19 protein-coding genes are annotated in these 24,314 nt (G+C 50.5%); 4 read left to right on the top strand and 15 right to left on the bottom strand.

Annotation, left to right across the window (positions count from 1 at the left end; translation table 11 throughout):
• Window position 1: 1 nt before the first annotated feature.
• From F4X88_19940 to F4X88_19895, 10 genes are all read right to left on the bottom strand, one after another.
• Window positions 2-964 carry a phosphoglycerate dehydrogenase gene (locus tag F4X88_19940; GenBank protein ID MYA58553.1) on the bottom strand — a complete coding sequence of 321 codons (963 nt, stop codon included), beginning with the start codon at window positions 962-964 and terminating at the stop codon, window positions 2-4.
• A 12-nt stretch (window positions 965-976) separates the two neighbouring features.
• Window positions 977-2,119, bottom strand: coding sequence for an iron-containing alcohol dehydrogenase (locus F4X88_19935; GenBank protein ID MYA58552.1), 1,143 nt, complete (start codon window positions 2,117-2,119; stop codon window positions 977-979).
• A 127-nt stretch (window positions 2,120-2,246) separates the two neighbouring features.
• Window positions 2,247-2,564 carry a type II toxin-antitoxin system HicB family antitoxin gene (locus F4X88_19930; protein ID MYA58551.1) on the bottom strand — a complete coding sequence of 106 codons (318 nt, stop codon included), beginning with the start codon at window positions 2,562-2,564 and terminating at the stop codon, window positions 2,247-2,249.
• Window positions 2,565-2,640: 76 nt separating this feature from the next.
• Entirely contained in the window at window positions 2,641-4,251 is a 1,611-nt protein-coding gene (purH, locus tag F4X88_19925; GenBank protein MYA58550.1) for a bifunctional phosphoribosylaminoimidazolecarboxamide formyltransferase/IMP cyclohydrolase, read from the bottom strand.
• Between the two features lie 9 nt (window positions 4,252-4,260).
• Window positions 4,261-5,598: a hypothetical protein gene (locus F4X88_19920; GenBank protein MYA58549.1), complete on the bottom strand. Its 1,338-nt coding sequence runs from the start codon at window positions 5,596-5,598 to the stop codon at window positions 4,261-4,263.
• A gap of 116 nt (window positions 5,599-5,714) precedes the next feature.
• Window positions 5,715-6,863 carry an alanine--glyoxylate aminotransferase family protein gene (locus F4X88_19915; GenBank protein MYA58548.1) on the bottom strand — a complete coding sequence of 383 codons (1,149 nt, stop codon included), beginning with the start codon at window positions 6,861-6,863 and terminating at the stop codon, window positions 5,715-5,717.
• Window positions 6,864-6,982: 119 nt separating this feature from the next.
• A complete protein-coding gene (locus F4X88_19910) occupies window positions 6,983-7,201 on the bottom strand; it encodes a hypothetical protein (protein ID MYA58547.1) in 219 nt (72 codons plus the stop codon).
• Between the two features lie 144 nt (window positions 7,202-7,345).
• A complete protein-coding gene (locus F4X88_19905; protein MYA58546.1) occupies window positions 7,346-8,380 on the bottom strand; it encodes a Gfo/Idh/MocA family oxidoreductase in 1,035 nt (344 codons plus the stop codon).
• Window positions 8,381-8,468: 88 nt separating this feature from the next.
• On the bottom strand, window positions 8,469-9,359 hold the full coding sequence (locus tag F4X88_19900; GenBank protein ID MYA58545.1) for an MBL fold metallo-hydrolase: 891 nt from the start codon (window positions 9,357-9,359) through the stop codon (window positions 8,469-8,471).
• Window positions 9,360-9,390: 31 nt separating this feature from the next.
• Window positions 9,391-9,807, bottom strand: coding sequence for an IS1 family transposase (locus tag F4X88_19895; GenBank protein ID MYA58544.1), 417 nt, complete (start codon window positions 9,805-9,807; stop codon window positions 9,391-9,393).
• Between the two features lie 253 nt (window positions 9,808-10,060).
• Between F4X88_19895 and F4X88_19890 the strand changes: the two genes are divergently transcribed.
• Entirely contained in the window at window positions 10,061-11,080 is a 1,020-nt protein-coding gene (locus F4X88_19890; GenBank protein ID MYA58543.1) for a Gfo/Idh/MocA family oxidoreductase, read from the top strand.
• 59 nt (window positions 11,081-11,139) lie between these two features.
• A complete protein-coding gene (locus tag F4X88_19885; protein MYA58542.1) occupies window positions 11,140-11,826 on the top strand; it encodes a hypothetical protein in 687 nt (228 codons plus the stop codon).
• A 136-nt stretch (window positions 11,827-11,962) separates the two neighbouring features.
• On the opposite strand, the gene mutL is transcribed toward F4X88_19885, so the two are convergent.
• Together mutL and F4X88_19875 are read right to left on the bottom strand one after the other, a co-directional pair.
• Complete coding sequence (gene mutL, locus F4X88_19880; GenBank protein MYA58541.1) at window positions 11,963-13,852, bottom strand: DNA mismatch repair endonuclease MutL; 1,890 nt, start codon at window positions 13,850-13,852, stop codon at window positions 11,963-11,965.
• 163 nt (window positions 13,853-14,015) lie between these two features.
• A complete protein-coding gene (locus F4X88_19875; protein MYA58540.1) occupies window positions 14,016-16,103 on the bottom strand; it encodes an ABC transporter ATP-binding protein in 2,088 nt (695 codons plus the stop codon).
• 314 nt (window positions 16,104-16,417) lie between these two features.
• Between F4X88_19875 and F4X88_19870 the strand changes: the two genes are divergently transcribed.
• A complete protein-coding gene (locus tag F4X88_19870; protein MYA58539.1) occupies window positions 16,418-17,434 on the top strand; it encodes a prolyl oligopeptidase family serine peptidase in 1,017 nt (338 codons plus the stop codon).
• A gap of 64 nt (window positions 17,435-17,498) precedes the next feature.
• On the opposite strand, the gene lysA is transcribed toward F4X88_19870, so the two are convergent.
• The 3 genes from lysA to F4X88_19855 form a co-directional block, all read right to left on the bottom strand.
• Window positions 17,499-18,740 (bottom strand): diaminopimelate decarboxylase, encoded by a 1,242-nt coding sequence (gene lysA / locus F4X88_19865; GenBank protein MYA58538.1) that lies wholly within the window; start codon window positions 18,738-18,740, stop codon window positions 17,499-17,501.
• Between the two features lie 21 nt (window positions 18,741-18,761).
• Entirely contained in the window at window positions 18,762-19,907 is a 1,146-nt protein-coding gene (locus F4X88_19860; protein ID MYA58537.1) for a mandelate racemase/muconate lactonizing enzyme family protein, read from the bottom strand.
• Between the two features lie 103 nt (window positions 19,908-20,010).
• Window positions 20,011-21,378 (bottom strand): sulfatase-like hydrolase/transferase, encoded by a 1,368-nt coding sequence (locus F4X88_19855; protein MYA58536.1) that lies wholly within the window; start codon window positions 21,376-21,378, stop codon window positions 20,011-20,013.
• A gap of 555 nt (window positions 21,379-21,933) precedes the next feature.
• Between F4X88_19855 and F4X88_19850 the strand changes: the two genes are divergently transcribed.
• Window positions 21,934-24,180, top strand: coding sequence for an ABC transporter substrate-binding protein (locus tag F4X88_19850; GenBank protein ID MYA58535.1), 2,247 nt, complete (start codon window positions 21,934-21,936; stop codon window positions 24,178-24,180).
• Window positions 24,181-24,314: the final 134 nt, after the last annotated feature.

The raw sequence follows: 24,314 nt of genomic DNA, 5'->3' as shown, positions 1-24,314 counted from the left end.
TTTATTTAACCACATTCTGGGGTGTGCCTTGCAGAAAAGCGATGATATTGTCCACCGCGCCCTCATTAAGAAGTTCAACACCCTCAGGGGTCATGTCCGCACAATGTGGGGTCAAAATTACCTGCTCACATTCCAAAAGCGGGTGGTTCGCAGGGGGTGGTTCCTGATCATAGACATCAATAGCGGCACCCCCGAGGTGTCCACCGTTCAACGCAACAACCAACGCGTCTGTATCAATAACGCCGCCACGTGCGACGTTGATAAGGAGCGCGCCCTGTTTCATCAAACCGAGTTCACGTTCCCCAATGAGATGGTGGCTCTCCTCTGTCAGCCTGACGTGCAGACTCACAACATCGGCAGTCTGGAGCAGTTCATCCAGAGAAACAAACTGAACGCCTAATTCTTCAGCGCGTGCCGCTGAAGGGTGATACGTCCAGGCGATAACGTTCATCCCAACTGCGGTGCCGAGGCGTGCCATCTCTGCTCCGATATGCCCAGTGCCTATAATTCCCAAGGTCTTTCCTTGAAGATAGACGTTGTCCATCCGGGGCCATTCACCTGCCTTCATAGACGCCGTGAGGAATGCCGATCGTTTGGCGAGGGCGAACATCAGCCCAAACCCGTGTTCCGCTACAACCGGGGCGGTGCGTCCGGGTTGATTGCAAACGGTAATTCCACGCTTTTTCGCTTCATCAAGCCCAATCATATCAGTGCCGATGGAGCAGAGCGAAATCAATTTGAGTTTGGGAAGTTGGCAGAGAATTTCCGCGGGCCACTTGACAATGCCGCGTGAATTGATGAGAATATCTGCATCTTCAGCACGGCGAATTTTCTCTTCGGGGGTTTCAGGTCGGTCGGTATAAAGAACGACATCGCCATACGGTTCGAGACGTTCCAGATGTGGTGAACCTTGGATTTGCGGTGGTGAATCACCGGGAACAACGATCTTAAGCTTGTTCACAATTCATTCCTTTTTCTAAAAACACTGACGGTATAGTGCGACGATCTCTTCAACCGTAGCCTGTCGTGGATTGTTAGCAGGACTTCCACTCGCAATCGCGTCCGCTGCCATCTGTTCAATGACCGCCTCGAACTTCTCCCTCTCAATGCCGATTCCACCGAGTCGTGGCATCTGAATATCAGTGACAAGCCGTTCCACAGCGTCAATCGCTGCGTCCGCTTGCTGCATCGGAGACAATCCATCGATCGGCTCACCCATGGCAAACGCAATATCGGCAAAGCGGGCAGGGGCACCGACGACGCTAAATGCCATCACATCCCGTAACAATACCGAATTTGACAATCCGTGATGGATGTGGAAATACGCACCGATGGGGCGCGACATCCCGTGAACTAAAGCCACAGAGGCATTGCTGAACGCCATTCCTGCGATAGACGCCCCGATCATCATATCCGTGCGGGCGGGGATGTTTTCACCGTCTGCCCATGCCTGCCGCAACGAACCCGAAATCATATCAACTGCCTTCAAGGCGAGGGCATCGGTTATCGGTTGGGCGCGTTTGGAAATGTATGCCTCTATTGCGTGCGTCAAGGCATCCACACCGACTGCCGCGGTCAGGTGCGGTGGGGTTGTCAGGGATAGCATCGGATCCACAAGGGCAACAGATGCCAACAGACACGGGCTACTCAGCATCATCTTGACATTCCGCTCAGTATCGGTGATGACAGTAACTTTGGAGACTTCACTGCCTGTTCCGCCTGTGGTCGGTATCGCGATGAGAGGGGCACCCGGATTCGGGATCTTGTCCACCCCCATGTAATCGGCGAAGTCCCCGTCGTTCGTCAACTTCATAGCGATGCCTTTTCCGCAGTCGATCGCACTTCCGCCACCGATGCTTACAATGACATCACAGACTTCATCAGCATATTGCTTTAAGCCATCTTGCACGTTCTGTAAAGTTGGATCGGGTGTTACATCGGAGAAGCATGTGCTACTTATACCAGCAGCACGTAAATTTTGTGCGATCTTGTCGGCGTATCCGATCTTAGCGATACCCGGATCCGTCACGATGAGTGCATTCGTCGCGCCGAGGTGCTTCGCCTGTTCGCCAACGTTCTCGGACGCGCCTGCGCCTGTAATTATTGTGGATGGAAGCATTAATGTCGCAGACAATTTTTAATTCCCTATAATGATTTATTATTCGGTTGGGTATAGCAGGATTAAAGCAGTCCAAGACGTTGAAGGTCTGTCTCAGTCCATCGCGCCTGCTCCTCAATGATAACTTTTAGCGTACCAACAGCGCCTGTATGTGTGAACAAGATTCAGAAGAATCTTTCTTTTCATGCTGCAAGAGCGAATCAAGATTGATTTCTTCTCCTTGCTCCAATAGATATTCAACAAGCAGCTCAACTGTGTCTTGAAGATTCTTTAAAGCCTCTCTTTGAGTATACCCCCAACTGGCTGCACCTTTATGCTCTAATGCTGGAATATATGCCCGCCAGACAGCGTTTTCATCTGGCTCATCGGGCCATTTGTCCTTTTCTAAGACAACCTGAAATGAGTATGTTTTCATGCGTTGCTCCTTAGTGGTTACCCATGCCATTCAAAAATTCCTCAATGTTTTTAGGGTATTTGTCTTGTAAGTCAATTTCACTCAATTCCTTACTGCAATGCGATCACTAATGCCGGAAATGGCGCACACCTGTCAGGACCATTGCCATGCCGTAGGCATCAGCCGTTTCAATCACAGGTGCATCATTGACAGAGCCGCCGGGCTGAATGATCGCACTGATGCCCGCCTCACCGGCGATTTCAACACCATCGGGGAATGGGAAGTAGGCATCCGAGGCTAACACCGCCCCTTTCGCCTTTTCACCCGCCTTCCGGATAGCGATGATGGCGGCATCGACTCGGCTCATCTGTCCTGCGCCGATACCGACACTTTGTGTACCATTGGCAAGGAGGATGCAATTCGATTTGACATGTTTGCACGCCTTCCACGCGAAAAGGAGGGATTCTATCTCTGCTGCCGTTGGCGCACGAGAGGTTGCGACCTCTAAATCGTTAGCATCTAAGGCATGGACATCCTGGTCTTGGACCAGCACACCTCCCGTAATGTTGCGAATCTGCAAGACAGGTTCCGGCGCCGAGAGCGATCCGGCTTCAAGAATCGGGCGACGTTTGACACGAGACAATGCTCGGAGTGCTTTTTCGGTATAACTCGGTGCGATAATTGCGTCAATTTTCACACCCGCATTCGCGGCTTCGCGGATAATGTTTGCGGTTTGGAGTGTCACCTTCCGATTTAATCCGACAATCGAACCGAAGGCAGAGGTCCGATCACATTCCAAGGCGTGCGTGAAGGCATCTTGCAGAGTGCCCGCCGTCGCCAATCCACACGGGTTATTGTGTTTAATAATCGCACACGCAGGGGTCTCAAAGTCCTTGACGATCTCTAAGGCGGCTTCTAAATCGAGGAGGTTATTGAAGGAGAGTGGCTGTCCACTGCGTTGGTTCGCCCACGCGGCACATCCGCCTGGACTGACTTCAGTTTTGTAGAAAGCGGCACGCTGATGTGGATTTTCGCCGTAGCGGAGCGTGCGTTCCTTCTTGAAACGGAGGGTCAGGTTATCAGCGAATTCGTCTGGTTCGGAACCCTCTATCTGATTAACCCCCCTATCCCCCCTTATCAGGGGGGAAGTATCATTGGTGAGATAGGCGGCAATTGCGGTATCATAGTGTGCGGTATGGGCAAAGGCTGCTTTTGCCAGTTCAAACCGCCGCGCCTCCGAAAGGCAGCCATCGTTTTCATCCAAATCGACGATAATTTGGGAGTACTGACTCGCCTCTGTGAGGACGGCAACGTGCCCGTAGTTCTTCGCTGCGGCACGGATCATCGTCGGCCCCCCGATGTCGATGTTCTCAATCGCTTCAGGGAGCGTCACGTCGGGCTTGGCAACGGTTGCCTCGAACGGATACAAATTGCAAATTACCATGTCAATGGCGGTAATGCCGTGTGCCGTCGCTTGGGCAGTGTGTTCAGCGTTATCCCAATCCGCCAGGAGTCCACCATGAATTTTGGGGTGGAGCGTTTTGACTCTACCCTCAAGCATTTCAGGAAAGCCGGTATAGTCAGAAACATCAAGAATTTCAATCCCCGCATCTCGCAGGTGTCTGGCTGTGCCACCCGTAGAGAGAATTTCCACACCCCGTTGCGATAGGGCATTGGCTATCTCTAAAAGGTTTGTTTTGTCGTAGACGCTGATTAAAGCGCGTTCTATTTTTTTCATCTTTTTTCCTCAAACCACATATCTTGGGAATCCAAACCCATCATTTGCGACGTGGCTTCGCGCGGGAATCTGCGAGCGGTTGGGTATAATCAGGTCCATTTCCGATGTATTCTCAATGATAGTGCCGTCGCCGATGCGCACCTCATCTCCTATATAGATTCTTCCCGGATGCTCCGCCGCGCCTCGGATCGTCCCGATAACGACTGATGAACCGATGCGACACCGTTGTTCGATTTCAACAAATCCATAAATTTCGGTATTCGTTCCCACAGTGGAATAGTCAGAAACCTGAACAGGTCCGAGCAGGCTCGTGTCCGTGCCGATTTCAACAAAATCACCGATGACGGGATGCCGTTGTTTCACTTTGACACTCAATCCACCGAACGTGCTGGGATAGATAACGCACCCCGAACCGATGATGCCCGTCTGTCCGGTCGTTACACCGCGATGCGGGTGTTCCAAGAAATTGGCATCACCTATCTGGGTTTCTGGGTGTAAATCGGCTTGATAGTAGCGTCCACCGAGCTCCGAGATGGCGCGCGGCAACAACGGTACCGGGATTCTGTGAATGTTTGGACCCTCCTCAAGGTCATCGCTCCGTGTTAAAGCGTGTGCGACATCGTGGTAAAAAAGCACACGCCACCCCGGATACGTACTCCCTACCAACTGGAGTTGATAATCCAAAACAGATGCAAGATTCAAACTTCCCAGAAAGTCTTGGTAGGGCTCAAAGGTGCGTTCCTGAATTGCGGTGTCAATTTGCGAACGAAAATCAAGCGCGGCGAGTTTCTCGCGCGAGATACCCGTGTGGAGAAGATAAGCATCCCAGACAGCGGGATCTTTAAGAGAGGCGAAGCGATTCCAGAGGGCGCGACTCTTGAGACGTGGCAGTTCCCAGAGGAGCGAAAAAGCCGTTTCAAGCGCAGCACCGAGACGGGTTTCGTCCGTAACAGCCAAAAACGATTGTGCTACCATCGCATATAACTGGTCCGCTACCTCTTCAATCGCTTCTGAGAGTTCACGTCTTTGGTTACGCAACTGCGGCGCGTTATGCGATCCCGGTGCGACACATTCGAGCAAATTGCCGAGCACGGTCTCAAGAATATCCCGATTGACAAATCCGCGTCCAGAACGTTGCGCTAACCCCTCTCGACTCATACTGTCAATACGTAAAGCGTCCAATTCAGACTTGCTATAGATGGGACGCAAACGTTCCAGCGTCTGGGTGAGCAGCGGCTTTTTTCGGTGTTCGTAAGAAGCATCAAAAAGTGTGTTTTTAATTTTCCTTGCGGTTCGCTCAGGCGGACTCGGATCATGACCTGCCTTCCCGTATATCCGAAGAAACACCCAAGCAAAAACCCCTCCATTTCATTACGGACTACGGTTTTTCATTCTATCCAAGATAGCAGCAGGCAACAACGGTGAAGGCGGATACAAGAGGAAACCCTCAATAAAAAAACGCCTCATTTCTCGCCTCGCGAACATTTAAAAGCTTCCTGTGCAGCAGTGACACCAGCACCCAGTGGAACCTCATATCCGATGGCGTGGAGACCTCGCTCGAAGGCAGAGATAGCAACAACAACATCGTTCTCATTCATCCAACCGAGATGTGCGATCCGGACGATTTTCCCACTCAACTGACTCTGACCGCCCGCATAGGTGACACCATACGTATCACGCATCAAATTGATAAATGCCTTCCCATCAATTTCCGATGGTAAGCGAATAGAGGTCAAAGTATTCGCAGGAGACGCTGCAAAGAGGGAAAGCCCGAGTGCTTTCACCGCACTTCGGGTCGCGACTGCCAAGCGGTTGTGACGGGCAATGGTATTGCGGATCCCCTCCGCACATAAGCGATTTAAGGCACATTGAAGTGCCGCCAGCAGTGTTACCGCCGGTGTGTAGGGGACAGATCCGTCCAAACCACTTTGGTATGCTTTTCGGAAATCAAAATAGTATTTCGGAAGATCAGAACACGCAACGGCATCCCAAGCACGCTGATTGAGCGCAGCGAACGCCAGACCGGGAGGTGTCATCAAGCCTTTTTGGGAGCAGGACACAACAACGTCCACCCCCCAATTATCCATCTGTAAATCGTCGGCAGCGAGCGCGCTGACGGCATCAACAACCAGCAGTGTCGGACGCACTCGCGTTAGACCTGCCAACGCCTCAATGTCGTGCAAAGCACCCGTCGATGTCTCACAGAGCGTTGCAAAAACCGCTTTTACATCCGGATGCTCCGTTAGGAGTGCCTCAACTGCCTGGGGTTCAACAGAAGCCCCCCAGGTCACATCAATCGGAAGGACTTCGATGCCGTAAGCGGTGCATATCTCACTCCATCGTTCTCCGAATTTACCGCTCCGAATGACAATGACTTTGTCTTCACGCGCTAAAAGATTCGCAACTGCGCCCTCCATAGCACCGGTTCCGGATGATGTTAGAAAGAGGACATCATTCTCGGTCTGAAAAACGTGTTTGAGTTCTTCAAGGATGTCTTTAATGAGCGTTACAGCGGCATCGCTGCGGTGATAATCAATTGGTTGCGCCATCGCCAATAGGGCTTCGGGCGGAATTGGCGTCGGACCGGGTGTAAAAAGTAATTTCTTCATCATGAATAAGGGTCTCGGAACGTGCGATAATGCACCTCGCATGCATCAACGGTATTCAGGTTTCCGTGTGGCATGAACCGGGGCGACTACGCCGCAAAATCGCACAACTACGAACGAAATGTCTATCCGGCAGTGTTGACAGCGATGACTGTTTTGCCCTCAACGTTAACAATAACCCATTCTTGGTCGAGGAGTTGACATAATTCTATAATTTCGGCACGTTGTGCTGTGCTATCCATCGGTACTTCAATGGTGAGCGTGGCGAATTCTTCTTTTTGTATTTCGCCCTGTTTATCGAATTTCATTGGCGTAATCTGAATTTTTTTCAATTTGGCATCCATTTTTTTAATTAGGACCTCCTGGACTGCTGCGTCCGTTGTTCTTGTAGGTTTTCGGTTAATTTGTGGCTGGGTTTGGGAATTTTTACGTTTCTAAAGAGCCAAAAGATTGGAAGGCGGTTCTCCATCCTTGTCTCCATTCCTCCGTTAATAGATATCCTCCATGAACGCCGCGACATCAATACACACGCCGCCGCGCCGGGAAGACTCCCACCCTGCTAAAATAGGGGCTAAAGAGAAAAGCCCATCGTAATAATCACTCTGTAGAAGACTGGAATCCGCAGACTGAACGGCACGGATAAAGGTTTTGTCCTGTTCCAACCACGGATCGAATTCGTCGGCTTGGTAAAGGACCTCGCCATTTACCACAATCCTATCGTATCCGTGAATTTCGAGGCATCCGCCTTCATAGAAGATAGTAAATCTCGGCTCATCTTTGGGACCCGAACCCGCTGCGACAAAGTTGAGCGTCATCGTAGCACCGTTCTCAAGACAGTAATTGAAACTTGTAGACAGCGCATTCGCGTAGGTCGGACGTTCACAATAAAACGCTTGAGATTTCGCAACGTTCAACCCCGTCATGAATCGGGTATAATCGGTTGCGTGAACCCCCCAATCGAGGGCACTGCCCCCAGATTTGTCCATCTCCTCCCACCATGTTTTGGGACTCCCCACCGTTGAAGGTGGTAATCCTCCAAAACTCTGAAACCGGACATGCACGACGTGCTTGTCACGCAAATATCGGCGTGCTTCTTGGAAGATTGGACGATAGCGTTCACGAAACCCAACGGTGCTAATCACGCCTGCTTGCTGAATGGCAGTGTTGATTCGGTGTGCCACCTGCATCGTGAGTGCCTGCGGCTTTTCACTGAAGATGTGGATCCCCTTTTCTGCAGCGGTTGACTCAACATTGGTTCGGACGTACGCCGGCACGATAGAGTATAGCACATCAATTGCCTCGGTGTCAAGCATTTCGTGAGCGTCTTGATAGACGTTTGGAATCTTGAAACGTTTGGCGGTTTCCTGTGCCGCTTGTGAGTTGCTATCGCACGCAGCGACGATATCCACTGAATGTGTCTGTAATAGGTTCGGGATTCGGGTTCGGTTCGCGAAGTTCCCACATCCATAGAAAGCGACTCGAACGCGCGATGTTGTTGACACGATATATTCTCTCCAATTAATTCTGCTCGAAGTATCATGAAACCCGTACTAAATCCTGGACATTCACGACGCCATCGCCATTCAAAAAATCGCTCGAGTTGAAGGAATTTTATTCCCGCCAAGGGGGAACGTCCCATGTGTTGAACCAGTCCCATTTCCAGATAACCCGTTTTTCTGGCATTTCTACTTCGTATTCTATGCCTGCGGTGAAAGGGAGGAGGTGCGTTCTATTTCCGACTATTTCACGAATTGATTCGATAAACGCCATTTCATCGGTGACGTTTGGGGGCCAATGTCCGGCTGGTATCGGGTCGGATTTTCGATCGGTTCGGTAATGCGTGGGTATCACGAAACGCGGTTGGATTAAGTCCACAAGTTCTATGAGTCGAGACGCAAGTCCTTCGCCGAGACCGAGTTTCATGTGGATAAGGAAATCCACCTTGCCTTGAAGGTTCACCAACGCTGGATAGGGTTCGTGCAAATCGCCAGTGTGTAAGACAGAGACATCCTTCGTTGTGTGTGTTATCAGATACCCGTTTGTCGGTAGATTCGGCGTTTGGTTCTCGCCGCTTTCAATCGTTTCGACGCGAATATCCCCGAGATCGAGCGTATCTGACCCCTGAAAGGCGCGAGAGAGTCCCTGTTTTTCGCTGAGATATTTTGGGTAGAGAACCTGGACCTTATCCGCGGGGACATGCTTGGTAATCGGTAGATCCCGTGCAAATGCGGCATCACCGTATTTCTCAGCGATGGGTTGTGCGGGGGTCATACAACCGAGGTTGACGAATAATTTTTTGAAACGCGTCCCGCGACACAATTTCTGTAAGGTTACGGGGTGACAATGATCAAAGTGTTCGTGGGATATGAAGATGTAGTCGTATATGGGTTGAGTATTCGCTAAGTTCCGATCGAACAAGTATGGATCGAAAGCAATATTCACATCTCCAAAACGCACGTCAAACGCGCCGCATCCCCACCATCTCAAAAATATATTTTTCATTTGGTTATTGGTTAATAGATTGGCGAGATTGTCAATCTCGTTTTATGCCGACGATTACATCCTCAGACGACACGTCTTCCGGTATAACGACAAAAATCTTTCCAGAGTCACAGTTTTCGCTTTGCGTTTTCAGATACTTCGCTATTTCAGCCTCATCCAGAAGAACCGCCCCATCTGCGTCAGATTCCGGGGTAGGTCCGAGGGGTGTGCCGAACTTCCGAATCCATTTGAAGACGGTACTCGGCGATACTGAAAACTTCCGCGCGATAGTGCTGATAGAAATCCCGCGACAGTATAGAAACACCGCTAAGGCTCTCTGCCATGGGGGTCTCCCACGGGAGGTAAGCCGTGTAAACTGAAATCCACAAGATTTACATTTATAGCGTTGGCGTTCCCTAACTTTCCCATTTTTGACAGCATCTTTCCGTTTGCAGCGCGGACAGTTCATCGCGGTGTCCCTCCCTTAAAATGTGATAGGAAACAGTATAACACAAAAACGACTCCTTTCGCAATAGACCCTTGGAAAATTTCCCTTGTTATTTTTTTTTGCATTGTATATCATATCCTTAGGTCGAAATTTGTAAGCCACTACAGTATACAGAAGCAAAGTTTTGAGTAGAAGGTTGTCAGTCTCCATCAGAACTTTGGTAAGAGCAGACTATGCTCATGACGCGTCCCAGCGCGTAAAGGAGAATACAATCATGGCAGGGAAACTGAAAGTAGCAGCGGTTGGGTGCGGTGGCATCGGGCATCGTCATCAACTGGGGTATATTCAGCATCCGGGTGCGGAATTGGTGGCGGTATGCGACATAGACACTGCTAAAGCGAAAGCACGTGCTGAAGAACTCGGCATAGAGAAGTGGTACCCTTCCATCAAAGAGATGCTTGCGAATGAAGAGTGTGACCTCGTAGACGTTGTAACCGCTGATTACCTGCACTTTGAACCTGTGATGGAATGTCTGGAAGCCGGGAAACACGTTATCTCTGAAAAACCATTGTCCCTTTACATTGATGAAGCAGAACAGATGGTCGCGAAGGCAGACGAAAAAGGGGTCTACCTTGCCATCGATTACAACCGCCGGTTCGCCCCCGGATATGTTCAGGCACGCAAATGGTTTGATGCCGGTGCTATCGGGCAGACTTACTACTTGGATATGAAATTATCTCAAGGCGGCCCCGCCTCAACATGGAAAGGCGAATATTACCTGCTTTATGAACTGGAAACTCACGCGATTGACCTACTTCGATGGTTTGGCGGCGAAATTGTCGCCGTTTGTGTGCAAATGGCGAAACCGCGACAACACGAAGCGCGGGAAGGCGAAGATGCATGTTATACCAGCATGGCGATTTCTTTCCGTTATGAAACAGAAACCGTCGCTACATTGATGGCAAGTTGGGATAGCGATTTTATTCACCCCATTGAGCGACTCGAAATCTGTGGTTCCGATGGCGAAATCGTCGTTGATAATGTTTTGACACGAGCGACTTTGATGAGACGGGATAATCAGGTCGTCGAAGAATACCGTCCCTCCATTTTTAGAGACGAACAACTTGCGTTTAATGGAACATTTGCCTTACGGGTGGCCGCCCTCGTCGATGATTTACTCACCGATCAGTCACCTGCGCCAACGGGTAGAGATGGTTTGCAAGCGTTACGGATTACTGAAGCTATTGTGGAATCGTGGAAGGAAAAACGGGAAGTCGCAGTCAGAATCGATTAAGAACAACACGTAAACCATATCTCACGCAAGCCGTTTCTATATGTCAGGAGGAAGTAATCATGAAACATTACTTGTCGTATTTAAGAGGATTTCGTCAAGAGTTACTCAAGGGTTCGTCATATTCAACGGTGTGTGCTTGTGTGGTATCGCTTGTGTTCGTGCTTCTGGCAATCAGCTGCGGTCCCCCCCCGCAAGGACAATACCACGTCCCCGAAACGGCACTTGCCGCCGCTGAAAGGAACACAAGACAGCCATCCGAACAGAGCCAAGTTAGTTTACCTGCGAGTGCGACTGTCCAGTTACAAAGACTGCCTTACGTCAGAAACGCTTTCAAAGAACCTCCGAACGTTGGGAGCAGAGGAGGTCTCGATGATTTTTATGCAACAACTCGTAGTAGCGTCCAGAACCTTGCTATTATCTCCAACTGTTCGCTCGATGTCTTAAAGGCATTTATTGCGAAAGGATGGCCCCCTATTGTGATGATCCAATTCCAAGGTCGAAGTCCCGAGATTGTAATATTGTCCGATTACAACGATCAATTGAGCGAAATGTCGCTTCAGAATCCGACCAGTCTTAGCAAGCGGCGATTGAATTATACGGATTTTGAGGCATCTTGGAGCAAGAGTTCGCGGAATAAATGTGCTTTAATCACACCACAACAACTCTCGGAAATGGACGTTCAGAACGTGTTAGGTAGATACTTACCGACAGAGGCGTTCCAAGGGATTGGCGTGAGAAGTCGCTAAATAACTTCAACTTATGGTCTTAACTTATAGGGCGGATGTAAATTATACATGAGGAACCAACAGGTTTCAAGTTTTCTCGATTACAGATGTTCCAGATTTCTGTATGTGCTGTGCCAGGCAACCCTACAAGTGTGGCTTACCGGTGGAATCGGCGTTCCAATTCATCGCGCCCCATCTCGACGATAATAGGACGGGAGTGCGGACAATTGAACGGGAGTTTCGCCTCAGACAACTCCTTGATGAGGTTCATCATCTCTTTCGTATCCAATGTATCCCCGGCTTTGACAGCCGATTTGCAAGCGAGCGTTATCAAGGCATTGTCCATCGCCTCTGGAATCTGGACCTCGGTATGGGGGGTTTCCGGGAGTTTGTCAAGTAGATCCGTAACGGTCTGCGCGGCAATACGAGTGGGTAACGGCGACGGGATCGCACGAATGAGGATAGTATTCCCACCGAACTCCTCCAGATCGAAGCCGAGTTTCTTGAAGATGTCGCCGTGAATTTTGAGGACCCCCAGCTGCTGCGGTGTGACTTCTAAAGTCACCGGCAGTAGCAACCCCTGCACAGGAATCCCATCGGTTTCCACTTGGTTGACGAAACGTTCATAAAGGACGCGTTCAGCAGCGACATGCTGGTCAATGAAGAAGATTTTATCTCCCGCCTCAACGACGATGTAGGTTTTAAAGAGGATCGTCTTGAGTTGGACATTCTCGAAGTCGAGCAGACTGAGATTTGCATCATCAGGCATCCGCTGCTGCGGTGGCTGCACAACGATCGTAGGGGCGCGGGTACCTTGCCCGTGCTGCGTAGACGGCGTTTGCGCTTCCGAAGCCTGATCTCCCTTCTCTGTCTCCTGTGGTGTGGCAGGCGGTGTTTGCCTGTGCTGCACCTGCGGGATAGGTGTTGTTCGTTGCCCTCTTCCAGGACCCGATAGGGAGCCCAGTGGGGGTACCCGTTGCGGCCGACTGACATCACGGTTTTCAGTATCTCCGTCGGAGCGCGTCGGTTCAATGGGGGTTTCAATTTTGGGGATATATTTTGTTTTATGGAGCGCGTCACGGAGCATCCGGACGATTCCGCTATAAATTGTCCGCTCGTTCCGAAAGCGCACCTCGATTTTGGCAGGATGTACATTTACATCGACCGTATCGGGTTCCAGGGTTAGGAAAAGGAGCGCGACAGGCTGCCTGTCTTTGGCAACCATGGCATTAAGTGCTTCTGTCAATGCTGCGCCGATGATACGGCTGCGTATCGGTCGCTGATTGAGGAAAAAGAGTTGATATTCTCGGTTCGGCTTCGTAAATTCGGGTTTACCGAGCAGACCATACATCTTCAGGTCGGGCAGTGCCTCTGTAAATTCGATGAGGTTTTCGGCGAACTCTCTGCCGTAGAGGAGGCGAACGCGTTCGAGGTATGAATCACAGGAACGGACATCAAGTATCGATCTGCCGTTGTGCGTCAGTGAAAAGTGGATCTTCGGATGCGCGAGTGCCGCCCATGTCACCTGATTCGTGATATGGTTCATCTCAGTCGTATCGGTTTTGAGGAATTTCAGGCGTGCGGGGACATTGTAAAAGAGGTTGTTGATGGACATGTGGGTGCCGGGGGAGCATCCGCTCTCTTGCACAGACCGGAAAACACCGCCCTCAACGTCCACCTTCGTTCCTTCAAGCGCGTCAGCCGTGCGAGTGAGGAGTTCAAATTGGGACACGGAGGCGATACTTGCGAGAGCCTCCCCGCGGAACCCAAAGGTGTGAATACGCTCAAGGTCCTCAATACGATTCACTTTGCTCGTTGCGTGGCGTTCTAAGGCGAGGAGTGCGTCCTCGCGTTGCATACCGATACCGTTATCAGATACACGGATAAGACGTTTCCCGCCTGCCCGAATTTCGACGCGGATAGCGGTGCTGCCTGCATCTATGGCGTTTTCAATGAGTTCTTTGACGACGGATGCAGGACGCTCGACGACCTCGCCTGCGGCGATCTTATTGGCAACATCTGCGGAGAGTATTTTAATTTTTGGCATTTTTTAATTTTACCTTGCGGTTTGTTCGTTTGCAGTTTGCAGGGTAGCAAGCAATTGCACAAAAGCGTTCACCGCTATTGTGGTATGCCCGGTGCGGTTAGAAACTGCATCTACCAGGCCTGGCGAAAATCCAACGGTAGGCGGGGTTTCTAACCTCGCCACACTACTCAGCATCCCTATACAAGTAACAGCGGCACGAATGCGTCTGTGTAAAATGGGTTACACCGGGATATTCTTCTTTACACAGCGGCATCACTTCCGGGCACCGTGGATGAAAATGACACCCGACTGGACGATTGATTGGGGAAGGCACATCCCCCTCCAATCGAATCTTTTCAACACCTGTCTGGGCATCCATCTTCGGGACGGCGGAAAGGAGTGCCCGCGTATAAGGATGCTTAGGCGCATCGAAAATTTCCTCTGTTGTCCCACGCTCAACGATCCTACCGAGGTACATCACCGCGACTTCATCCGCAAAGTACTCAACAACGGAAAGGTTATGCGTGATGAAGAGGTAGGAGAGATTAAAATCGACCTGTAGCGATTTCAATAGATTGAGTATTTGCGCTTGCACAGACACATCTAACGCGCTGGTCGCCTCGTCACACACAATGAACTCCGGATCGACAGCGAGACACCGGGCAATGCCGATGCGCTGTCTTTGCCCCCCGGAAAATTCGTGTGGATAGCGGGTTACCATATCTGGAGATAAGCCGACACGTCGCATCAATTCTGCGGTCCGTGTCTGTCGTTCCTCATCAGATGCACCAATACCGTGTGTCTGCATCCCCTCCTGAATAATACGACCCACAGGCATCCGCGGATTCAGGGACGCGTAAGGATCTTGGAAGATAATTTGCATTCTTTTCCGATAGGGATGCATCTGTTGACGGGTCGTCGTGGCGATGTTAACGCCATCATAAACGATGTCACCTTCAACAGGCACACCCAACCGGAGAATAGCTTTACCGAAGGAGGTTTTGCCGGATCCAGACTCTCCGACGAGTGCCAGTGTTTTGCCGCCTGGGATATCAAGCGTAACGTCATCAACGGCATAAACATAACCGTCCGTCCGTTTGAAGATACCTTTCTGAATAGGGTAGTGGACACATAGGTCCTTCACCTGAAGTTGCGGATGCGATGCCGTTGGTTGCTCCGAAACCCTTTCACTTTGTTGGGCGACTTCTGTTTCAAGTGCCAGTTTTGTAGTTGAAACTACTGTAGCATGCTTCTGTATAGCAGGTTTTCGGTTTGCAAGCTGCACCGAAAAGGGCGGTTCAGGATTGTAGAGATGACACGCGACACTGTGTTCACTACCGTTGACAGCATGTAACGTCGGGATAATGGTGTCGCATCCGTCCATGACCTTTGGACACCGATCGGCGAATCGGCAGCCGTCATTATACGCAGTCGCTTTCGGGACTCTGCCGCTAATTGTGTTCAACGCTGTTCCGCGTTTATCCCGCGCCGGTGTGGATTCGAGGAGTTTTACGGTGTAAGGGTGCTGTGGCGTCTCGTAGAGTTGTTCCCATGTCCCCATCTCAGCAATTTTTCCGGCGTACATAACAGCAACTCGGTCAGCGATGTTGGCGACGACCCCCAAATCATGCGTAATCAGGAGGACTGCCGTCTGCAATTCCTGTTGGAGGCGTTGAATAAGTTCGAGGATCTGTGCCTGTATGGTGACATCCAGCGCGGTTGTGGGTTCATCGGCGATGAGGAGCCCTGGACGACAGGAGAGCGCCATCGCAATCATAACACGTTGTTTCATACCCCCCGACATTTGGTGTGGATATTCGTCGTAACGGGCAGCGGGTTCCGGAATGCCGACGCGATCGAGCATTTCAATTGCTGCATTTCTTGCGGCGGCACCGCGAAGGTCTTGATGTTCCTGGATTGCCTCTGAAATCTGATTGCCGATGGTGAAAACAGGGTTGAGACTGGTCATCGGTTCTTGGAATATCATGGCGATGTCGTTGCCTTGGATCTTCCGTTTCTCAACTTCAGATAAGCCTGTGATGTCTTGCCCTTTATAATAGATGGCACCGTCGGCGATGAACCCAGCAGGTTGCGCGATGAGCTGAATTATAGAGAGCGCGGTGACGCTTTTACCACAGCCGGACTCCCCAACGAGTGCGAAAATTTCGTTCGGTTTGATGTCAAAAGAGATGCCATCAACCGCACGGGCAAGCCCTTCGGGGGTGCGAAAATAGGTTTTGAGATTTTGTACGCTCAGCAATGTGTCGTCCATAGGATTACTATAGCATAGGATTTTGTGAAAAGTCAAGGGGAATTGAGAAAACCTAAATTTTTTGAGGTTGACACACAAGTTTAAATATGCTTTAATATCCCCAAAAGGAGACATCACAATGAAAACCATTCTTGCGCTTTCAAGACTCTTTTGTGCGTTCACCTCGCCAACTTTTGCAGACAGGAAAGAATACCAAGAACTTAGGGAAGAAATCGAGACACTCAAGCAACAGCAGATTATACGTCCTTAACAAATACAATGCTTAGAAAAGCACTATTGAAAATCCTTACAGGTGGTTATTGGAGGTAACCGAAATGGTAGCACGGCGTTTTTTGACAACAGAGCAAGGCGTTGAACAACTCCTGAAAACACCCCCACTCCTCCATTTCAAGGGAAAGACAAAAACGGAATGGCAAGAATGGAGAAGACGCTTTCGGCGCAACCTCGTCAAGGACCTGGGACCTTCGCCGGAAGCGTTGCCGTTGGCGGTCGAAACCTTAGAGGAGATAAAACGGGACGGTTACACACGGAAAAAGATAATTTTTAATCCAGACCCATTTTCCTCAATCCCGGCATACCTCTTAATCCCAGAAAGCGCGAGTGCGAAGCATCCAGCCCCTGCAGTTTTATGTGCACACGGACACGGTGTCGGTAAGGACGGGGCAGTTGGAATTGTGGAGGACTATCAAAAACAGTACGCAGTCGAATTGGCGCGGCGCGGTTTTGTTACATTAGCACCGGACTGGCGGTGCTTCGGTGAACGAAAGGATAGAGACGAATGGGTGCGTCGCCCGAGTCGCGATGGATGCAATGTTGCGTATCTGGCGTTCGGGTACTTCGGTTATCAACTGATACAGCTGAATATCTCAGACGGACAACGGTGTTTGGACTATCTTCAGTCGCTCCCGGAAGTTGACGGGCGGCGTTTAGGATGCATGGGATGCTCCTTCGGCGGGACGATGACGACCTATATTTCCGCCTTGGACCAGCGGGTGAAGGCGGCGGTTATTGTCTGTTACCTCAGCACACTGACAGACGCGTTAAATGACAGAGGCCGTGGGAATACGTGCGGCTCGCAGTTCATGTTCGGGCTTCGGAAGGCAGGCGACATCGCAGACGTAGCAGGACTCATCGCCCCGCGGGCGTGCATGGTGCAGATCGGTTCCGAGGATATGTGTTTTATCGAGTCAGATGCTTTGGCAGCGTTCGGACAACTGGAGAAAATTTATGCCGCCTCAGGCAGACGGGATCAATTAGTGCTGGATCACTTTCAGGGTGAACATGAAATTGATTTGGAGCCGGGGATCGCGTTCTTGGAAGAACGGTTGTAGGCTATGCGGCTTCCTTCGCTTTTCTGACTGTCCCCTCCTACAGGAAAACTAACCCATGTCTACCTTAAACATCGAAAAGACGCAGATAATCGTCGAGCGTTTCAACCCGGCGGATACAGGTGACGGTATCGCCATCAACAAGATACTCCGGGGGACGCATCTTTAGATTGTAGTTGGAACTCATGGCGTGACAATACGCACCCGCATCGTAAACGACAAGTCCGGCACCTTCATGCGGTGTCGAGAGGGCTCGCCCTTTGCCCAGAAAATCTGCGGATTCACAGACGGGACCGACGATATCGTAGGTTTCAACGGCACCCTCAATCGGTTCGATAAATTGGATATGCTGATAAGCATCGTAGAGGCTCGGTCGGATCAGTTCTGACATACTCCCATCGGTGACGATGAAATGCTTGTTACCGTTGGTCTTCACACCCGTAACGCGATTGACAAAAACAGAAGTATTGCCAACGAGAGAACGCCCGGGTTCGATAATGAGCGTAATTTCCTTCGGTAGCAGATCACGGATGGAATCGATGAGGTCGGAGGGGGTCGGAATCTCCTCACCAGTGCGTTCGTAGTCAATGCCCAAACCGCCGCCGATATTGAGATACCGCGGCGAAAATCCTTCCGCTTGAATCCCATGTATGAAAGCAAGCATAATTTCAGTAGCGTCTCGGAAGATTCGCACCTTTTTAATCGTTGACCCCAAGTGGCAGTGGACCCCCACTAAATTCAATAATTGATCCTTACGAATCTCGTTTAAAAACCAATCAAGCCGCTCATTACGGATGCCGAACTTGGAATTCTTCATGCCGGTAGAGACATACGGATGTACCTGTGGATCGACATCGGGATTGATGCGGATAAGGACATTCGCGGGTTGGTCAAGGTTTTTTGCCGTCTCTTGAATGTGCGCCAAATCGAATTCGCTGTCAATGTTAATCAGCACACCGTGTTCAACGGCGAGTCTGAGTTCTTCAAGCGTTTTTCCGTTGCCGTTCAGGATCGTCCGTTTCAGATCGAAACCCGCCGCGAGGGACATCTGCAATTCGTTTCCGCTGACAAGGACAGCACCGCTACCCAGTGCGCTGAGGCGTTTGAGGAGGACGAGATTGTTGTTGGCTTTAATTGCATAACCGATGATTGAATCGATCCCCTCCAGTGCTTTCTGATATGCGGTGTAGTTCGTCTCCAGTTGCGCGAGACTGTAGAGGTAAAATGGACTGTAAGGTACCCGCTCTTGAATGTCTTTAACCCGCAATTTTTCGCAGTAGAGGTACCCGTCTTGATAGTGAAAACTCATCTGTTTGTGAATAGGCTCCTTTTAATATTCGCGTTTGTGCCAGTCGTTTTCAAAGAGGTTGAATGAACCTTCGCGATACGGATGTTCAGCGATGAGGTCTTCATTCAGTTCCATACCGAGTCCTGGTCCATTGGGCAGACTGAAATAGCCATCAATGACTTCGGGACACCCGGTGGCAGCCTCTTTCACCCACGCTTCAGAGAAATCGTTGAAATGTTCCTGAATTTTAAAGTTAGTGGTACAGGCAGCAAAGTGCAAGGCGGTTGCTGTGGAAACGGGTCCACCGACGTTATGCGGTGCCACCGTCATATAACACATATCACCCATCGCCGCGATTTTCTTGGTTTCTAAGAATCCACCTGTCTGGGTAATGTCGGGTTGTAGGATATCCGCGGCTTGTAAGTTAATCAATTCCCGGTATTCATATTTGTTGTGGAGCCGCTCACCCGTAGCGACGGGGAGGTTAATTTTCTCTGCGGCTTTGGCAAGTGCCGCGATGTTGTCCGGTGGGACAGGTTCCTCAACCCAACTCGGTTGGAATTTCTCCAATTCTGCAGAAATCTCGATTGCCATATATGGACTAAAGCGGCCGTGCATCTCAACAAGAATTTCGACGTCGGGTCCGACGGCATCACGGACGGCTTCGACGAGTTCAACGGATTTCAACTTCTCTTCATAAGAGAGCTCATAATACCCAGCACCGAACGGGTCGAACTTGAGGGCTCGATAGCCTTTTTCGAGTACACGTTTGGCGGCGGCGTGAAATTCTTCGGATGAGCGTTCAACCCGATACCAGCCGTTGGCATACGCTTTGATCTTATCGCGGCAGGCACCGCCGAGTAAGCGGTAGACGGGCTGGTTCACTGCTTTACCGATAATATCCCAGCATGCAATCTCAATAACACTGATACCGGTTGCAACGATCTCACCCGCGCGACCATAATCGTCGCGGAACAAGCGTTGATAGAGGTCCTCGGTGTTGAACGGATCGCTGCCAATGACATGTCGGCGTTTCGCACCATCAATATAGGCAACGAGTGCGTCTGTGCGGTTGTTCATCCGCACTTCACTGACACCGGTTAAGCCTTCGTCGGTCTCAACTTTCACGAACGTTAGGTTGCGCCAACTGGTTCCCATGACCAGGGTTTTAACATCTGTAATTTTCATATTTTTAATTATGGACCTTACTCGCCTGCGCCGTTGTCGCAGGCGGTTCCTTGTTAAAATCAAGCCCCTGTAGCATCTCAAAGGGCTTAATTAGCCTTCTTTGTTAACTTCTTGCCTCTGCTTCGGAGACACTGCGTTGTCCACTTCTCTGCGTGGGTGCGGGTTCGATTGTGGGTGCCTCTTCACCTACCTCTAACATCCGACGAATGAGCCGCTCCCGCATGACCGCTGTGACAATTTCGTGCGATTGCAATCCAATAAGATTCCGCAACTCGTAGGGATCCGCGTGGAGATCATAGAGATACTGCTCAACATACCGGTCTGACCCGGCATCCGCGCCGCCATTTTTATGCGGGGCATCCACGCCGTATTTCCAGCGGTGCGTCCGGACGGCACGTCCGACCTGCGCCTCACTGATTTGGACGAAAACCTCCTCTTGCCAGTCATCTGTTTCGCCACGTAGCAGGGGCAGAATGGATTTGCCCTGCATCTCACCTGGAACGTCCAATCCGGCGGCATCCAGGAGCGTCGGCGGGAGATCCACAAGACTCACAAGTTCCTGGACCTGCCCACCCCCAATGAATCCGGGACCGTGGAACGCCGTCGGGACCCGGATGGAACTCTCGTGGCATGAGCGTTTGTATTCACCGTTGCGGGTCTTGAAATGACACCCGTGGTCAGAGGTAAAGAGAATGACAGTATTGTCAAGCAGGTGGAGGCTCTTGAGGGCATCAAGCAGTCGACCGAGTGCCTCGTCAAGCCTTTTCACCATACCGTAGTAGCCCCCCAAATGTTGATGCGTCGACCCCCCGAGCGCGGCGAGATCCGGGGGTATCCATTTCCCAGCATACCGTTCCCGATATCCATCCGGTGGCGGATAATCATCCAGATGGTTCTGATGGTGGGGTTCAATGTATGACGTAAAGAGATAAAACGGTTCGTTCTGATGCCGATCAACGTAACGGATCACCGCATCCGTGAGCGCGTCTACGCGATAGCCGGGAAGGTCGACAGGATTATTGTCGTTATCGTAGAGCGTCGTTTGATACGCATCGGAAGTGAATTCAAGAACGTTGGACGCTAACCAGTCGTCATACCCGCCGCGATGCTCAGCCGGCACGGGTCCCGGACCGGTGCCGCCGCTATAGAGATGCCATTTGCCGATGTATCCGGTGGCGTAGCCCGCCTCACCGAAGTGGTGTGCGAGGGTCTTGAGGTTGGGGGATAATGGGATACCGTTTCGGAAGCAGCCAGTGCGCGTGGCGTATAATCCGGTTTGTAGACAGGAGCGGGCGGGTCCACAGACGGGTTGGCATGTAAAGGAGCGACGGACATGTGTCCCACGCTGCGCCATCCGGTCAAAATTGGGCATTAAGTCAAGTGGATTGCCGTGTAAACCGGAGGTGTCCCAGCGTTGCTGGTCGGTGAAAAAGACGATAACATTCGGTTGATTTGTATCACTTTGTGGCATTTTTTTAATTTTCCTTACGGTTAAACAACGTGGATTTGGAATTTCACGGTATCTGATGCGGCACTAAAGAAATCCGCAAAAGCCCTTCCTTTTCGTTTCAGGCTGCGCGCTTTTTTTAATTTTAGAGGACTCTTAGATAGATGTCAAGGAGAAAAAATTATCCAAGCAGAGATACTTGAGGATATTCAATAGTTGCCCCTATGCGCATCAATATAACGCCGGGTATATATTGCATATATTAAGGTAACCCAAGAACCGATGGTTAAAGAACAATCCTCTGACCGCTTTCAGGGTAAGTCTGCTGACAACTTAAGACGCAATGCTCCTAAATCTCCCGTTTTTTCTTGACAATAGTTTCTAACTATGAAATAATGAGCAACGATTAATTTTTTCCACACCAGAACGTTGTCTAATCGGACATGGTCTCCAAAGCAGGTTTGGAGTATCAATAAGGGATTAACACAAAATTTTTTCATCTGATGAAACCATTGAAGAGGGTGATGTTTTCTTAATGGAACCACCTGAATTTATTATTTTACAAAGAGGAGACTTAACATGAATCTGACAAGAATTGCAACATTCGCGTTTGTATTCGCAATTGTTACCTTAGTTATCGGACTTTCGGGGTGCGACGATATGGCACAGATGGTGCCTGACGACACAACGACACTGCCTGAAATGATGACGGGAGAGATTACCATCGGTATGGCGGTAGCGTTGACGGGAGACTTTGCCGAACCCTATGGACTCCCGATGAAACGCGGCTTTGAGTTGGCACAAGAAGAGATCAATATGCACACTGGTGCGAACATCACATTTGTCACTGTGGATGCCCAAAGCACTGTAGAGGGCGGAGTCGCCGCCGTCCAGCAATTGGTGGATCAAGGTGTACCTGCCCTCGTCGGGATTGGCCTCTCAACACATCTTAAAGAGGCGTTTCCGATTGCGCAAGAGAATGGGATCGTCGCCTTTAGCTCTATCTCCGCTGCTGCGGGTTTGAGCTCGATTGGGGACTATATCTTCCGCGCCGGTCTCGCTACGAATATACTGCATCCGAATGGTGTCGTGGCAACACAGAAGCAACTCGGCTATACAAAAGTGGCGGCGATCTACGATGCCGCGGATGTCTATTCCACGAGTAGCAATGAGGAAATCGCCAAAGCACTTCAGGCGAGTGGTGTCGAGATCCTGACAACCGAGACTTTCCAAGGCGGCGATACCGATTTTTCTACACAATTAACCACTATCATGGGTATGGCACCTGAAGTCCTCTTTATCTCCGCACTGGCACCAGAGATGGTGCAGATTATCGTTCAGGCACGAGAAATCGGGATTCCTGCCGCTGTGCCTTTCATTGTTCCCGATTTGACTGCAGACGAAGCCCAAAAAGCGGGGGAGGCCGCCGAGGGTGCGATAGCTTTCACGAATTGGTCTAGCACGTCTGATGCCCCCGGGAACCAAGCCTTCGTTCAAAACTACAGCGCGAAATACGGTATTGAACCCGAACCCTGGGCAGCGCAATCCTATGCGACGCTCTATATTCTCGCCAACGCTATTGCGAACGCAGGATCGACAGATGCCGCTGCGATTCGCGACGCACTGGCGCAGACGATGAACTTCCCGACGATCTTAGGGAATTTCTCGTTTGACCCCAACGGCGAAGCGATGTATGAACCGGTTGTTCTAATGGTCAAAGATGGCGAACTTCACGCCTTTGAAACGACAGCCCCTGAAACGGTAGCTGCGGAGATTCCGATCGGTCTGGTCGTATCCCTGACGGGGAAAGATGCCGAGCCGTATGGACTCCCGATGCAACGCGGTTTTGAATTAGCACGCGAAGAGATTAATATGCACAGCCATGAGAACATCATGACGCACGGCCATGGAAACATCATGTTCGTTACTGTGGACGACCAGAGTTCTGAAGAAGGAGCAATCGCAGCCGTGCAGCAATTGGCGGATCAAGACGTGCCCGCCATCGTCGGGATCGCTATCTCAGATTACCTTGAAGATGCTTTCCCGATTGCGCAAGACGCTGGGATAGTCGCATTTAGTTCAGTTTCTTCCGCTGCAGGTTTGAGCTCGATTGGGGATTATGTCTTCCGCACCGGTCTCGCCGTAGACATCGTGAATCCGAGTGGTGTGATGATCACGCACAAGAAACTCGGCTATACAAAAGTGGCACTGATATATGATGCCGCGGATACCTACTCCACAAGTAGCAACGAGGAGATAAAGAAAGCACTTGCGGCAAACGGCGTTGAGATTCTCACAGAAGAAACCATCGAAACCGGGGGTGCCGATTTTTCTGAACAATTAACCAATATAATGGGGATGGCACCTGAAGCACTTTTCATCTCTGCGCTGTCAGCAGAGATGACGCAGGTTATCATTCAAGCGGGTGATCTCGGTATCCCCGAGACTGTTCAACTTATTGTACCTGATTTGACGGCAAAAGAGATCCAAGATGCAGGCGATGCCGCTGAGGGTGCGATAGCTTTTACAGGATGGACAAACCTGTCTAATATCCCCGGAAACCAAGACTTCATCGAGAAGTATCAGGCGAAATACGGAATTGAACCCGAACCGTGGGCGGCACAGTCGTATGCAACCCTCTATATTCTCGCCGGGGCGATCGCGAACGCACAGGCGGCAGATTCTGCAGCGATTCGTGATGCGCTGGCACAGACAACGGATTTCCCGACGATTTTAGGGAATTTCTCGTTTGACCCGAACGGTGAAGCGATATACAATCCGATTGTCCTTATGGTCAAAGACGGCGGACTTCAACTCTTTGAATAACCCCATCATTGGATGAATATAAACAAAGCCTTGTCATTAGCCACTCGCTGATGGCAAGGCTTTTGCTGTTTTTTTCTTCAATGATATGCTAATATAATGCAGTAGTGAGTAAAAAGGTGTCCAAACTCTCATAT

The organism is Candidatus Poribacteria bacterium, assembly GCA_009839745.1.
Lineage (GTDB): Bacteria > Poribacteria > WGA-4E > WGA-4E > WGA-3G > WGA-3G.
The sequence above is the reverse complement of the archived record's forward strand: the minus strand, read 5'-3'. Positions and strand labels throughout refer to the sequence as shown.

Bases quoted from the DNA above. Each gene is read 5' to 3' on its own strand.
- F4X88_19935 (MYA58552.1), bottom strand. From the start codon at position 2,119: ATGCTTCCATCCACAATAATTACAGGCGCAGGCGCGTCCGAGAACGTT.
- F4X88_19930 (MYA58551.1), bottom strand. From the start codon at position 2,564: ATGGCATGGGTAACCACTAAGGAGCAACGCATGAAAACATACTCATTT.
- purH (MYA58550.1), bottom strand. From the start codon at position 4,251: ATGAAAAAAATAGAACGCGCTTTAATCAGCGTCTACGACAAAACAAAC.
- F4X88_19915 (MYA58548.1), bottom strand. From the start codon at position 6,863: ATGATGAAGAAATTACTTTTTACACCCGGTCCGACGCCAATTCCGCCC.
- F4X88_19910 (MYA58547.1), bottom strand. From the start codon at position 7,201: ATGGATGCCAAATTGAAAAAAATTCAGATTACGCCAATGAAATTCGAT.
- F4X88_19900 (MYA58545.1), bottom strand. From the start codon at position 9,359: ATGAAAAATATATTTTTGAGATGGTGGGGATGCGGCGCGTTTGACGTG.
- F4X88_19895 (MYA58544.1), bottom strand. From the start codon at position 9,807: ATGAACTGTCCGCGCTGCAAACGGAAAGATGCTGTCAAAAATGGGAAA.
- F4X88_19890 (MYA58543.1), top strand. From the start codon at position 10,061: ATGGCAGGGAAACTGAAAGTAGCAGCGGTTGGGTGCGGTGGCATCGGG.
- F4X88_19885 (MYA58542.1), top strand. From the start codon at position 11,140: ATGAAACATTACTTGTCGTATTTAAGAGGATTTCGTCAAGAGTTACTC.
- mutL (MYA58541.1), bottom strand. From the start codon at position 13,852: ATGCCAAAAATTAAAATACTCTCCGCAGATGTTGCCAATAAGATCGCC.
- F4X88_19875 (MYA58540.1), bottom strand. From the start codon at position 16,103: ATGGACGACACATTGCTGAGCGTACAAAATCTCAAAACCTATTTTCGC.
- F4X88_19870 (MYA58539.1), top strand. From the start codon at position 16,418: ATGGTAGCACGGCGTTTTTTGACAACAGAGCAAGGCGTTGAACAACTC.
- lysA (MYA58538.1), bottom strand. From the start codon at position 18,740: ATGAGTTTTCACTATCAAGACGGGTACCTCTACTGCGAAAAATTGCGG.
- F4X88_19860 (MYA58537.1), bottom strand. From the start codon at position 19,907: ATGAAAATTACAGATGTTAAAACCCTGGTCATGGGAACCAGTTGGCGC.
- F4X88_19855 (MYA58536.1), bottom strand. From the start codon at position 21,378: ATGCCACAAAGTGATACAAATCAACCGAATGTTATCGTCTTTTTCACC.
- F4X88_19850 (MYA58535.1), top strand. From the start codon at position 21,934: ATGAATCTGACAAGAATTGCAACATTCGCGTTTGTATTCGCAATTGTT.